The organism is uncultured Stenotrophomonas sp. (genome assembly GCF_963519925.1).
Taxonomy (GTDB): Bacteria; Pseudomonadota; Gammaproteobacteria; order Xanthomonadales; family Xanthomonadaceae; genus Stenotrophomonas; species Stenotrophomonas maltophilia_AE.
Genome location: NZ_CAUQPH010000108.1, coordinates 1 through 12,977, shown reverse-complemented (window position 1 = coordinate 12,977; position 12,977 = coordinate 1). Strand labels below are relative to the sequence as shown.

Genomic DNA, 12,977 nt, shown 5'->3' with positions numbered 1-12,977 from the left:
CTCAGTCCCAGCCGCGCGGCCAGCGTGCCGACCGCCGCGTCCTGCAGGTAGCCATCGTTGATCAACGCCAGGGCGCGCTGCAGCGTCTCGTTGCTGAGCGCGTCCTGCGCGTCCGGGGCCAGCTCGGGGCGGCAGCGCAGGCAGGGGCGGAAGCCGGCTGCGGCGGCCGCGGCGGCGGTGGGGTAGTAGTCCACGTTGGACGGCTTCGGCGCGGGCGCCGGGCACACCGGCCGGCAGTAGATGCCGGTGCTGCGCACGGCGGTGAAGAACACCCCGTCAAAACGCGCATCGCGGGCCAGGCGGGCGCTTTCGCAGGCGGCGTAGTCCAGGGGCAGGGCGGTGTCCATGGGGCCCAGTCTATGCGCCTGGCCGAGGGCAGGCTCGCCATTTTCGGACAGCTATGCAGGCCGCCGCCCGCGCGGTTCAGGACAGGTTGTCGCGCCGGCGGCCGCGCGCACTAGACTGTGCCTTCATGTGCCGTTTTCGGCACGCCTCTGTCTGGAAGCCGGGTGTCCAAGCTGCTCAAGTCCTGCGGGTTGTTGCTGTCGTGCCTGGCCATGGTGGCCTGCAGCCAGCTGGAAAATCCCGGCAACGTCACTGCGGCGGACAAAGCGGTGCGGGCACAGACAGCCGACGGCGACCACATGGTATCGATCAACGCCGCCGATGCGCCGCCCGCGCCGCCCCCGCCGCTGCGGCGGGGCGAGCAGGGCTGGCCCGAGGTGGCGCTGGATAACGGCAAGGCCTGGATCAGCTGCGACACCGAGTACGCCGACGCCGCCGGCGACGGCATGCCGCTGGAAGGGCTCGACCGCGCGCACCTGGAAGCGGCGATCGGGCCGTGCGTTGAACGCGGCCTGCTGCGCGTGCGCTACTCGGGCAAGATCAATCCCGGTTTCGCCGAACTGGTGGCCCGGGTCGCCTTGGTGGCCGACGCCCAGCACGTATCGCGGCGCATCCTCGACCTGGATTCCAGCGGCGGCCAGGTGGAAGCAGCGATCGTGGCCGGAGACCGCATCGGCGAGACGAACTGGACCATCTGGGTGCGCGAAGGCTCGGTCTGCCACAGCGCCTGCGTGTTCGTGCTCGCGGCTGGCGACAACCGCCTGGTGTCGGGCAAGGTCGGCATCCACCGCATGATGCGGATCAGCTCCAAGGCCACCTCGCGCGCCGAGCTCAACCGCGAGCTCCACGAGGTGTACGACAACGTCAAGGACTACCTGCAGCGCAACGGGGTGGCGGTGGGCGTGGCCGACTTGATGATGACCGTGCCCAACCGCAGCCTGCGCCTGCTCAGCAGCGACGAGCTGCGCCAGTTCGGGCTGGACGGCACCAATGCGGTGCAGGACGACCTGGAGCGGATCAAGCAGATGCGCAAGTGCGGCGATGATTTCGTGCGGCGCAAGGACGCATTCCTGGTCGCGTTCGACCAGGAGTGCAAGCGCGAGGGCAGCGAGCTGGAGGCGATCACCCGCTGCGGGCAGACCCTCAAGCAACGGTTCGGCTTCCCGGACGCGACCTGCCCGGATGAAAGCCCGTTGTCGGAGATCGATGTGTCGATCCTGCTGCCGCCGAGCGACAAACCCCGCGACGCGGTCGCCGAGCGCACCGCCAGCGACGCCGACCAGCCGCCGCCGGAGGCGGCCGAACGCAACTGACGGACCGCTCACGGGGTTCCCGTACACTGGCCTGCAGTCCTCTGCCGCTAACGGTGTCCCGATGCGCGTTCCGCTGCTGCTGTCGCTGTTGCTTCCCGCCGTTGCCCTGGCCCAGACTCCGCCGCCGGCGACGCCTGCACCGGCACCGGCACGTCCGGCCCCCAGCGCACCGGCCGCACCAGCACGACCCGCGCTGACCCCGCAGCAGCAAGCGCAGGTGCAGAAGCAGGACGCCGAAATGGCCGCCGCCGGCCTGAAGGTCGCGCAGCTGGTCGACACCCAGCGTGCGGCCGAAGCCTGGAAGGGCGCATCGGCCATTGCCCGCCGCTCGGTGACCGAGCAGGCGTTCGTGGCCCAGCTCGACGCCGACCGCAAACGCCTCGGTGCGCTGCAGTCGCGCGGCCAGCCGGCGGTCACCCGGGTCAAATACGCCCCCGGCGCCACGGTGCCGGAAGGCCTGTACATCAACGTCAGCTTCCCCACCCGTTTCGCCAACAGCGCTCAGCCGGTGCGCGAGCTGGTCTCGTTCCGCCTGGACGAAGACAGGGTCTGGCGCCTGGCCGGCTACAGCGTGCGCGCCGCCGCGCCCTGACCCCACAAGAAGGAGCAGCACATGGGTATCGAAATCAAGATGCTGGGCTGGGCGATCGTGCTGGGCCTGGTCCAGGTGATGCTCGCCGCCGCCGCGGTCACCCGCGAGCGCGGGACGGCCTGGAATGCATCGGCGCGCGATGGCACGCCGCCGCCGCCGGGACCGCTCGCTGCGCGCCTGCTGCGCGCGCAGGCCAACTTCCTTGAAACGTTTCCTTTTTTCGCCGCCGCCGTGCTGGCGGTCGTGCTGACCCAGCGCCAGGATGGCAGCACGGCGCTGGCGGTGCAGCTGTACTTCTGGGCACGCGTGGTCTACGTGCCGTTGTACGCCGCGGGCATTCCCTACGTCCGCAGCCTGGTCTGGGTGGTGTCGATGGTGGGCATCGTGCTGCTGCTGTGGCGCCTGCTGCACGGGCTGGCGTGAACCGCTGCCGACGCGTCTGATCCAGATCAAGGTGGTCCGCGCCGGGCGCCGTTAGGCTCGAGCGTGGACCAACATCGGGAACGGAACATGCCGCACACGCACGGGATCGAAGCAGACGCGACACAGATTGCCGCCACGTCGGTGGATGTGGTCGTGGTCGGGGCCGGGCCGGCCGGGCTGTGTTTCGTGCGCGCGCTGGCCGGCAGCGGCCTGCGCGTGGCGGTGGTCGAGCAGCAGCCGCGCGCGGCACTGGCCGAAGCGGCCTTCGACGGACGCGAAATCGCGCTCACCCATGCCTCGCGGAAGATCCTGGAGCGGCTGGGGCTGTGGGCGCGGCTGGATGCGCGGGAGATCTCGCCGTTGCGCGATGCGAAGGTGCTGGACGGCAGCTCGCCGTTCGCGCTGACCTTTGCCGCGGGACGGGAGGCGGGCGGCGACCTCGGCTGGCTGGTACCCAACCACCTGATCCGGCGCGCGGCATGGGACAGCGTGCAGGGCCAGGCGGGCCTTGAGATCCTGGACCAGTGCAGCGTGCGCGCCATCGTGCCGGGCCCGCTGCACAGCGAGGTGACCCTGGCTGACGGTCGTCGGCTGCAGGCACGGCTGGTGGTGGCGGCGGACAGCCGTTTTTCCTCGACCCGGCGCATGCTCGGGATCGGCGCGCGCATGCACGATTTCGGCAAATCGATGCTGGTGTGCCGCATGCAGGTGGAGGTGCCGCACCAGCACACCGCATGGGAGTGGTTCGGCCATGGGCGCACCCTGGCCCTGCTGCCGCTCAACGGCAACCAGGCCTCGGCGGTGATCACCCTGCCGCCGCGCCAGGTGGAGGCGCTGCTGGCGCAGGATCCGGTGCGCTTCGGCGAGCGCGTCAGCGCGTTCTTCGAGCATCGGCTGGGGGCAATGACCCCGGTGGCGCGCGCCATCGCCTACCCGCTGGTGGGGGTGTACGCCAACGCCTTCGTCGGCGAGCGCTGCGCTCTGATTGGTGACGCGGCGGTGGGCATGCACCCGGTCACCGCGCATGGCTTCAACCTTGGCCTGCAGAGCCAGCAGCGCCTGGCTGCCGTGGTGCGGCGGGCGGCGGAGCGGGGCGCCGACATCGCCGCGCCGGGCGGCCTGGCAGGTTATGAGCGCGGGCACCGGCTGGCGTCGCGGCCGCTGTATGAGGCTACCAATGCGATCGCCACGCTGTACACGGACGACCGCCTGCCCGCGCGCCTGCTGCGCCGGGCCGGGCTGCGCGTGGCACAAGGGGTTACGCCGTTCCGGCAGCTGATCGCCGCACATCTGACCCAGCGGTGAGGCGCCACGAGGCTCAGGGAGCGGCGGAATCGGCGATGATGTGGATGACCGTGTCGCCGAACTGGACCTGCTGGCCCGCGCGGATCTTGCAGGCCTTGCGCAGCTCGACCTCGCCGTCGACCAGCACCTGGCCATCGCCGATCACGGTCTTGGCCTCGCCGCCGCTGGTGACCAGGTCGGCCAGCTTGAGCAGCTGCTTGAGCTCGACGTAGTCGCGGTCGAGTTCGAATTCGAGGGTCTGCATGGAGCGGGTATCCTTGAAGGGGCGCGGACGGGACCGGGCCGGAAGTGGCCGCGTATTGTGCGCCAGCCTGCCGCCGAACGGCATCCACGCCCGAATCTGTACACGTTGTTCAGGATCCATGCGGTATCATCGCGCCCTGAGCGAGTGAATTCTCCTCCGACCGAGCAGCGCCAGGGCACGCGATAAGAAAGGGCGCCCAAAGCGCGGACCATCCCCTTTTTTTATCGCACTGCCACGCATAGGGGTAGTGCTTCGGAGTTCCCCATGTCCCAAGAATCTTCCGCGCCGCTGCTGTTCGCAGACCTCGGCCTGTCCGACGCTGTGATGCAGGCCGTAGCCGCCGTCGGCTATGAAACCCCGTCGCCGATCCAGGCCGCCACCATTCCGGCGATGCTGGAAGGCCGCGACGTGCTCGGCCAGGCCCAGACCGGTACCGGCAAGACCGCTGCGTTCGCCCTGCCGGTGCTGTCCAACCTGGACTTCAACCAGGCCAAGCCGCAGGTGCTGGTGCTGGCGCCGACCCGCGAACTGGCCATCCAGGTCGCCGAGGCCTTCCAGACCTATTCGTCCAAGATCCCCGGCTTCCGCGTGCTGCCGGTGTACGGCGGCCAGCCCTATGGCCAGCAGCTGTCGGCCCTGCGCCGTGGCGTGCACGTGGTGGTGGGTACCCCCGGCCGCGTGATCGACCACCTGGACCGCGGCACCCTGGATCTGTCCGAGCTGAAGACGCTGGTGCTCGACGAAGCCGATGAAATGCTGCGCATGGGCTTCATCGACGACGTCGAAGCCGTGCTCAAGAAGCTGCCGGAAACCCGCCAGGTCGCACTGTTCTCGGCGACCATGCCGCCGCAGATCCGTCGCATCGCGCAGACCTACCTGAAGAACCCGGCCGAAGTGACCATCGCGGCCAAGACCACCACCTCGGCCAACATCCGCCAGCGCTACTGGTGGGTGAGCGGCATGCACAAGCTGGATGCGCTGACCCGCATCCTGGAAGTGGAACCGTTCGACGCGATGATCATCTTCTCGCGCACCAAGGCGGCGACCGAAGAGCTGGCCGAGAAGCTGCAGGCGCGTGGCCTGGCTGCCGCCGCGATCAACGGCGACATGCAGCAGGCGCAGCGTGAGCGCACCATCGGCATGCTGAAGGAAGGCAAGCTGGACATCCTGGTCGCCACCGACGTGGCCGCGCGTGGCCTGGACGTGGAGCGCATCAGCCACGTGCTGAACTACGACATCCCGTACGACACCGAAAGCTACGTGCACCGCATCGGCCGTACCGGTCGTGCCGGCCGCACCGGCGACGCGATCCTGTTCGCCACCCCGCGCGAGAAGGGCATGCTGCGCGCGATCGAGCGCGCCACCCGGCAGCCGATCGAGGAAATGCAGCTGCCGTCGGTGGACGCGGTCAACGACACCCGCATCACCAAGTTCATGAGCCGGGTCAGCGATGCGCTCGATGCCGGTGGCACCGAGTTCTACCGCGACCTGCTGCAGCGCCTGGAAGGCGAGAAGAACGTGCCGGCGATCGACATCGCCGCCGCGCTGGCCAAGCTGCTGCAGGGCGATGCGCCGTTCCTGCTGACCCCGCCGGTGCGCGGCGCGCGTGAAGAACGTGCCCCGCGCAGCAACGATCGCAATGATCGTGGCGAGCGTCCGGCCCGTTTCGAGCCGCGCTTCGAGCGTGGCCCGCGCCGCGAGGATGACCGCGGTCCGCGCCCGGAACGCGATTTCGGCAACAGCGACGGTGGCTTCGAGCGCGCTCCGCGCCGCGACATCGCGCCGCGCGGTCCCGCCGAGCAGGGCATGGAAACCTTCCGCATCGAAGTGGGCCACGTGCACGGGGTGAAGCCGGGCAACATCGTCGGCGCGATCGCCAACGAAGCCGGGCTGGAAAGCCGCTTCATCGGCCGCATCGACATCCATGACGACTTCTCCGTGCTGGACCTGCCGGCGGAGATGCCCGACGACCTGCTCAGCCACCTGAAGAAGGTCTGGGTGTCGGGCCAGCAGCTCCAGATGCGCAAGGTGCAGCCGGGTGAAGACCTGACCCCGTCGCCGCGCCCGGCGTTCAAGCCGAAGTTCGGCGGCAAGCCGGGTGGCCCGGGCGGTCACCGCGGCGGTCCGGGTGGCCACCGTGGCGGGCCGGGCGGCCCGGGCGGCAACGATCGCCCGCCGCGCCGCGACGGCTTCAAGCCGCGCGGTCCGCGCAACGGCTGATCGTCCGCACCTCCGACCCACAACGCCAGCCTTCGGGCTGGCGTTGTCGTTTCAGCAACCTGACCCGCGAACACGGGAACTTCGCGCCGCATCAACATCCTGCCCTCTAGCCTGCGGGTGCGGGGCGCTATGCTGTGGACAGGGCGCTGGAGGGATCGAATGCCGGCAGTCAGCAGGGACAAGGGCAGCAACCCGGTACCGCATGTGACGCGGGGATTGACCCTGCGCTTCGTGCTTCTCACCGGCACGGCGATCGGTTTGGTCGGGCTGTCGGCGCTCGTCCAGGAGCTGCAGGCCGCGTCCACCGCGTGGATCGTGGGCCAGAGTCACTGGTCGCGCAGCCAGCAGCATGCGTCGTTCGCGCTGGAGCGTTACATCACCTCGGGCAATCCGGCAGCGCTGGCCGAAGCGCGCGCGGCGCTGCAGGTGCCGCTGGGCGACCTCGATGCACGCCAGGCGCTGGAGCAGACCCCGGTCGACCTGGCCCGGGCCCGCCGCGGGTTCCTGCAGGGCGGCAACGCGCCGGGCGACATCAACCGGCTGATCCTGTCGTTCCGCTACCTGGGCCATCTGGGCTACTTCAAGGATGCCATGCAGGTCTGGCGGCAGACCGATCGCGGCCTGGCGCAGCTGCAGGAGATCGCGCGCACCGCCGAGGCGAATAAAGCCGACGGCAGCCCCGACCCGACGCTGCGCGCTGCCCTGCTGGCGCAGCTGCAGGCGCTGGACCGCAGCCTGCAGGCCCAGGCCCGCGCCTTTTCGCTGGCGCTGCTCAACACTGCGGCAATCGTGCGCATCGCCACGCTGGTGGTGGCGGGGTTGTCGGTGCTGCTGATCACGCTGGTGGCGGTGCTGCTGGCACGACGGGTGCGGCATGACCTGATCGAGCAGGAGAGCCGCTTCCGTGCCGCGTTCTACCAGGCCACGGTGGGCATGCTGAAGCTCGAACACGCCGGTGGCATCGTCGAAGCCAACCAGGCGGTGGCCGACATCCTCGGCTACCGCCGCGACGTACTGCTGGGCATGGAGCTGCCGGATCTGTTGGTGGACGGCGAGCTGGTGCTGGACGAGGCCGGCGACATCGACTGGCCGCGCCAGCTGCGCCCGGGCGAGCTGCGTTTCCTGCGCGCCGACGGCACGCTGCTGTGGGGCCGCTGGAGTGGCACCCTGGTACGCAGCCCCGGCCGCGAGCTGACCGTGTTCGCGATCATCGAAGACGTGTCGCAGAACCACGCACTCGCGCGCGAGGTGGAACACCATGCCAGCCACGACCCGCTCACCGGCCTGATCAACCGGCGCGAGATCGAACGCCGCCTGGACCAGGCCCTGCTCGACGTGCGGGGCAAGGGCGGCACGCACAGCCTGTGCTACCTGGACCTGGATTACTTCAAGCTGGTCAACGATGGCCTCGGGCACGCCGCGGGCGACCAGCTGCTGCGTGGCTTCGCCGACTACCTGGAAGGGGCGGTGCGCGAGGGCGACTGGGTCGGGCGGATGGGCGGGGACGAATTCGCGCTGTTCCTGCACGGCGCCCGCCAGGAGGAGGCCAAGCAGGTGTTGCAGCGGATCGCGCGCAACCTGGGCCAGGCCGGTTTCCAGCGCGACGACGGTACGCCCAAGGTCAGCTGCAGCATCGGCGTGGTCGAGATCGACGCCGAGGTGGCCGATGTGAACTGGCTGATGAGCGCGGCCGACAGCGCCTGCTATGCCGCCAAGCAGGCCGGGCGCAACCGCGTGCACTGCTTCAACGAGAACCGCATGGCGCTGGAGGAGCGCCTGCTCGAGGCCGAACGGCTGGCCGAGGTGTCCAACGCGATCGCCGAGAACCGCATGCTGCTGTACGCGCAGCGGATCGAGCAGGTGGGCGACCCCGGTTTCCTGCATTACGAGGTACTGGTGCGCATGCGCGGGGCCGACGGCCAGCTGCACGGGCCGGGCGATTTCATGCCGGCGGTGGAACGCTACGGCATGGGCATGGCGCTGGACCGGCACGTGCTCGGGCTGCTGTTCCGGCACCTGCAGCTGTGCCCGGCGCACGTGCAGCGGCTGGGCCTGTGCAATGTCAACGTCTCCGCGCAGTCGATCGCCGAGCCGAGCTTCCTGGCCTTCGTCTGCGACCTGCTGGAACGCAACCGCGGGCTGGCACGCAAGCTGTGCTTCGAAATCACCGAAACCGCCGCCATCAGCAACCTGGACCAGGCCCGCAGTTTCGTCGAGGCGGTGAAGGCGCGCGGCTGCCGGGTGGCGCTGGACGATTTCGGTTCGGGGCTGTCCTCGTTCGGCTACCTGCGCCAGTTGCCCGCCGACATGCTCAAGATCGACGGCATCTTCGTGCGCGACATGGACGTCGATCCGGTCAGCCGCGCCACGGTGCGCGCGATCACGGAGATCGGCCGCGAGCTGCACATGAGCGTGGTCGCCGAATGGGTGGAATCGGAAGAGGTCGCGCGGCAGCTGCAGGCGCTGGGCGTGGAAGGCCTGCAGGGCTATGCGATCGAACGCCCGATGCCACTGGAAAAGCTGACCCAGCCCTCGCTGTGGCGGGAAGCGCCGACTGCATCGGGTCGGTCGTCCTGAGCGGCCACGCGCGCGGCCGGGCTTCTTGCGATAATGCCCCCGGGGACGCGGCGCAGGGTGCGTGGCGAAGCAGGGCAACAGGGTGATGGGGTGAGGCGTAGCGACCGCAGGTCGGGGGAGATTCGAACGGGCATCGGCTGGCTGCTGGGCCTGCTTTGCCTGTTGCTGTCGGCCGCCGCGCTGGCCGGTACCGCCCAGGTCGGGCGCGACGTGCTGCTGCTGGGCGCCGCCACCGCCGACCAGACCCCGCAACGGCCGTGCCCGCCGGAGGTGCTGGCCCAGCACCAGGACATCCTGTCGATCCCCGCACCCGCCGGAGGCTGGTCGGGTGCGCCGCAGGCGGTGGATGTGTTTGGTGTGCTTACCGGCGAGGTCCGCATCAGCCATGGCGACCGCCAGATCTGCGGCAACATGCACGACGCGCGTACCCGCGATTCGCGCTTCCGCGCCGGCGTGGGCATGGTGGTGGTGCCGCCGGCCGGCGAACGCGAGCCGATCGTGGTGTCGTGGGCGTCGCCGCTGAAATCGCGCTGGATTCCCACGGTCCGGCTGGGCGCGCCCAGCCCGGTACAGCAGAACGATACCGCGCGCCTGCTGGTGCGCGCGGCCTGCATCGCGGTGGCGATCGCGCTGGCGCTGTCGGCCTTGATGGGCTTTGCCAGCGCCCGCGACCGCACCTTCCTGTACTACGTCGCCATCTGCGCGGTGTTCGTGCTGTGGCAGGCGGTGCTGGGCGGGCTGAGCGGGTATCCCGAGCCCTGGCTGCCGGTGCACGGCCGCGCCACCTGGTGGCTGGTCGCATTGACCACCGTCGCCCTGGCGTTGCTGCTGCCCATCCTGTGGCGGCTCAACGGCGGTGCGCGGCTGTGGCCGGGCTCGCGCAACGGCCAGCGGGCGGTGCTGTGGGGCCTGGTGCTGGTAGCGGCCTGCGTGCCGTGGATGGGCGTGACCGGCCTGCTCTGGATGGCGGCAGGGCTGGAACTGGTCTTCGTGCTGGGCTGTGCGGTCTGCCTGGGGGTAGGCCTGTGGGCGTTGCTGAAGGGGGACGGGTACGCGCTGTCCGGGCTGCTGGCGCTGGCGCCCTGGTGGGTCCTGATCATCGCCGACGCGATGCAGGCGCACTGGCTGATCTCCTACCGGATCGAGGCGCTGCAGCTGGCGGCAACCTGGCTGCTGATGATGGCGGCCTACGCGCTCAACCTGCGCCTGGGCCGGCTGCGCCAGCAGCGCGATGAAATGCGCCAGCTGGCCGATACCGATGCGCTGACCGGGCTGCCCAACCGCCGCCACGGCCTGCACCTGCTGACCCGGCACCTGGCGCGGGCCAACGCCGAGCAGCAGGCGCTGGCGATCGGCTTCCTGGATATCGATCTGTTCAAGGACATCAACGACCGCTTCGGGCATGACGTCGGCGACCAGGTGCTGGTGGCGGTGGCGCGCGGCCTGCGCGGCGCGGTGCGGGTGCAGGACGACGTGATCCGGATGGGCGGCGAGGAGTTCCTGGTGCTGTTGCCGGGGGCTTCGCATGGCGCGGCGCTGGCGCGGCTGGAAAACGTGCGCCTGCAGATGGCCGGGGTCGCCGCCCCGCTGGGGATTGCCGGCCTGGCCGTGACCGTGAGCATCGGCCTGGCCGTGCTGCGCCCGGGGCGTGACGACCTGGCCGGGCTGCTGCGGCGCGCCGACCATGCCATGTACGGGGCCAAGCGCGCCGGCCGCAACCAGGTCTGCGACGGTGAACAACCGCTGCGACCCGACGACCCGTTGATCGCCTGAAGCCGCCGCGCCCCGGGTTTTGCCGGATAATGGCGCGATGACAACCCGACTCAACAAATTCATCGCCGAAACCGGCTTCTGTTCCCGGCGCGAAGCCGACCGCCTGCTCGGCGAACGCCGCGTCACCGTCAACGGCCAGGTCGCCGGCACCGGTGCGGCGGTAGGCGAGGGCGACGTGGTGCTGGTCGACGGCCAGCCGCTGCGCGCGCGCGAAGCACGCAAGCCCGGCGGTCGCCGCCACGTCTACATCGCGCTGAACAAGCCGGTCGGGATCACCTGCACCACCGAAAGCGCGGTCAAGGGCAACATCGTCGATTTCGTCGGCCATGAGCAGCGCATCTTCCCGATCGGCCGCCTGGACAAGGATTCCGAAGGCCTGATCCTGATGACCAGCAACGGCGACATCGTCAACCAGATCTTGCGCGCCGAGAACAACCACCAGAAGGAATACATGGTGGCGGTGAACAAGCCGGTCACCGACGAATTCCTGCGCGGCATGGCCCGGGGCGTGCGCATCCACAACGAAACCACGCTGCCGTGCCGGACTTCGCGCATCGCCAAGTTCGGATTCCGGATCGTGCTGCAGCAGGGTCTCAACCGGCAGATCCGCCTGATGGCCGCCGCGTTCGAATACCGCGTCACCCAGCTGCGCCGGGTCCGCATCGACAACATCAAGCTGGGCGCGCTCAAGCCGGGCCAGTGGCGCAACCTGACCGACGCCGAACTGAAGGGCCTGCTGCCGAAACAGCTGGACTGGTGACCTCCATGGGCGGGTAACCCTTGGCCAGTTGATCCGGCTAGACTGCGACTACCTCCCGGATTCGACCGCTCGATGATCAAGCCCGAGAAGCCCGCCAATGAAGCCGTGCGCCTGGCGGCGCTGTACCGTTACCGGATCCTGGATTCGGAGAAGGAGAAGTCCTTCGAGGATCTGGTCACCATCGCCAAGGCGGTGTGCGGTGCGTCCATGGCGGCGGTGACGCTGATCGATGCGGAGCGGCAGTGGTTCAAGTCGATCCAGGGCACGCAGGCGCAGGAGCTGCCGCGTTCGGAGTCGATGTGCGGGCACGCGATCCTGCACCCGGAAGAGGTGATGGTGGTCGAGGATGCGCGCGGTGACGCGCGCTTCCACGACAACCCCATCGTGACCGGGGACCCGAAGGTACGTTTCTATGCGGGTGCGCCGCTGGTCAGCACCGACGGGCTGCCGCTGGGCACGCTGTGCGTGTTCGATCCGCAGCCGCACCGCTTGGATGCGCAGCAGACCGAGGCGCTGGCGGCGCTGTCGCGGCAGGTGATGCTGGTGATGGAGCTGCGCCGGTTCGCGCTGGACATCCAGAACCACATGGTGGAGCGCGACGATTACGAGAAGCTGCTCAACGAATACCACGATGTGCTGCTGGCGCAGAACGCCGACCTGGCGGAACAGAGCCGCACCGACGTGCTGACCGGGCTGCCCAACCGGCGCGCGATGTCGGTGGCGCTGGACGCCTCGCTGCTGGATGCCCAGGGACAGCCACGGCCCACCGCCCTGGCCCTGGTCGACATCGACCACTTCAAGCACATCAACGACTTCAACGGTCATGCCACCGGCGACCGGGTGCTGGCCGAACTGGGCGTGCTGCTGCGCGCCCAGTTCGCCGGGCGTGGGCTGGCGGCCCGGTATGGGGGCGAGGAGTTCGTGGTGCTGATGCCCGACACCGACCTGCGCACCGCCGAACTGCAGTGCGAGTTCCTGCGCATGGCGGTGGCCGACCTGCCGCTGGGGTTCCCGGTGACGGTCAGCATCGGCGTGGCCGCGCACGCCCCCGGCGACACCGTCGAGCAGACCCTGGCGCGGGCCGATGCGGCGCTGTACCGGGCCAAGGGCAACGGCCGCAACCGGGTTGAAACCGCCCCGTAGCGCCGGGCGGCGCCGCATTCGCATCGGGTGCGACCGATGTTTGGCATGCTGAGGGCTCGTTCCCCATGCAGGCCCGCGCATGCTGCAGACCCTGGCCATTTCGCGTTACCGCTCGCTGCACGACCTGGTCGTGCCGATGGGCCGCCTGAACCTGGTGACCGGCGACAACGGCAGCGGCAAGTCCAGCCTGTACCGCGCGCTGCGCCTGCTGGCGGAAACCGCGCAGGGCGGGGTGGCGGCCGCGTTGGCCCGCGAGGGCGGCCTGGGGTCGGCGCTGTGGGC

General features: G+C 69.7%; 12 protein-coding genes. 10 read left to right on the top strand and 2 right to left on the bottom strand.

The window, feature by feature from the left end; translation table 11 throughout:
• The coding region (locus tag RWO33_RS15520; RefSeq protein ID WP_314106034.1) for an Ada metal-binding domain-containing protein at nt 1–347 on the bottom strand (347 nt) is incomplete at its 3' end.
• A 171-nt stretch (nt 348–518) separates the two neighbouring features.
• Here RWO33_RS15520 and RWO33_RS15515 point away from each other — a divergent pair.
• The 4 genes from RWO33_RS15515 to ubiM all read left to right on the top strand — a co-directional run bounded on the left by RWO33_RS15515 (nt 519) and on the right by ubiM (nt 3,978).
• A complete protein-coding gene (locus RWO33_RS15515) occupies nt 519–1,658 on the top strand; it encodes a hypothetical protein (protein ID WP_314106036.1) in 1,140 nt (379 codons plus the stop codon).
• Between the two features lie 61 nt (nt 1,659–1,719).
• Nucleotides 1,720–2,250 carry a DUF4019 domain-containing protein gene (locus tag RWO33_RS15510; RefSeq protein WP_314106032.1) on the top strand — a complete coding sequence of 177 codons (531 nt, stop codon included), beginning with the start codon at nt 1,720–1,722 and terminating at the stop codon, nt 2,248–2,250.
• Between the two features lie 21 nt (nt 2,251–2,271).
• On the top strand, nt 2,272–2,673 hold the full coding sequence (locus RWO33_RS15505; protein WP_314106030.1) for an MAPEG family protein: 402 nt from the start codon (nt 2,272–2,274) through the stop codon (nt 2,671–2,673).
• Between the two features lie 87 nt (nt 2,674–2,760).
• Complete coding sequence (gene ubiM, locus RWO33_RS15500; RefSeq protein ID WP_314106028.1) at nt 2,761–3,978, top strand: 5-demethoxyubiquinol-8 5-hydroxylase UbiM; 1,218 nt, start codon at nt 2,761–2,763, stop codon at nt 3,976–3,978.
• Nucleotides 3,979–3,991: 13 nt separating this feature from the next.
• Here ubiM and RWO33_RS15495 read toward each other — a convergent pair whose 3' ends face one another.
• On the bottom strand, nt 3,992–4,222 hold the full coding sequence (locus RWO33_RS15495) for an RNA-binding S4 domain-containing protein (protein ID WP_314106027.1): 231 nt from the start codon (nt 4,220–4,222) through the stop codon (nt 3,992–3,994).
• Between the two features lie 264 nt (nt 4,223–4,486).
• Between RWO33_RS15495 and RWO33_RS15490 the strand changes: the two genes are divergently transcribed.
• The 6 genes from RWO33_RS15490 to RWO33_RS15465 all read left to right on the top strand — a co-directional run.
• Complete coding sequence (locus RWO33_RS15490; RefSeq protein WP_314106024.1) at nt 4,487–6,442, top strand: DEAD/DEAH box helicase; 1,956 nt, start codon at nt 4,487–4,489, stop codon at nt 6,440–6,442.
• 159 nt (nt 6,443–6,601) lie between these two features.
• Nucleotides 6,602–9,019, top strand: coding sequence for an EAL domain-containing protein (locus tag RWO33_RS15485; protein WP_314106021.1), 2,418 nt, complete (start codon nt 6,602–6,604; stop codon nt 9,017–9,019).
• 141 nt (nt 9,020–9,160) lie between these two features.
• The gene (locus RWO33_RS15480; RefSeq protein WP_314106035.1) at nt 9,161–10,792 is read left to right on the top strand and encodes a diguanylate cyclase; all 1,632 of its coding nucleotides are present in this window, start codon (nt 9,161–9,163) and stop codon (nt 10,790–10,792) included.
• 37 nt (nt 10,793–10,829) lie between these two features.
• Entirely contained in the window at nt 10,830–11,552 is a 723-nt protein-coding gene (locus RWO33_RS15475; RefSeq protein WP_145478177.1) for a pseudouridine synthase, read from the top strand.
• Between the two features lie 72 nt (nt 11,553–11,624).
• Complete coding sequence (locus tag RWO33_RS15470; RefSeq protein WP_314106018.1) at nt 11,625–12,695, top strand: sensor domain-containing diguanylate cyclase; 1,071 nt, start codon at nt 11,625–11,627, stop codon at nt 12,693–12,695.
• A 79-nt stretch (nt 12,696–12,774) separates the two neighbouring features.
• On the top strand, nt 12,775–12,977 hold a 203-nt coding region (locus RWO33_RS15465; RefSeq protein ID WP_314106015.1), incomplete at its 3' end, for an AAA family ATPase.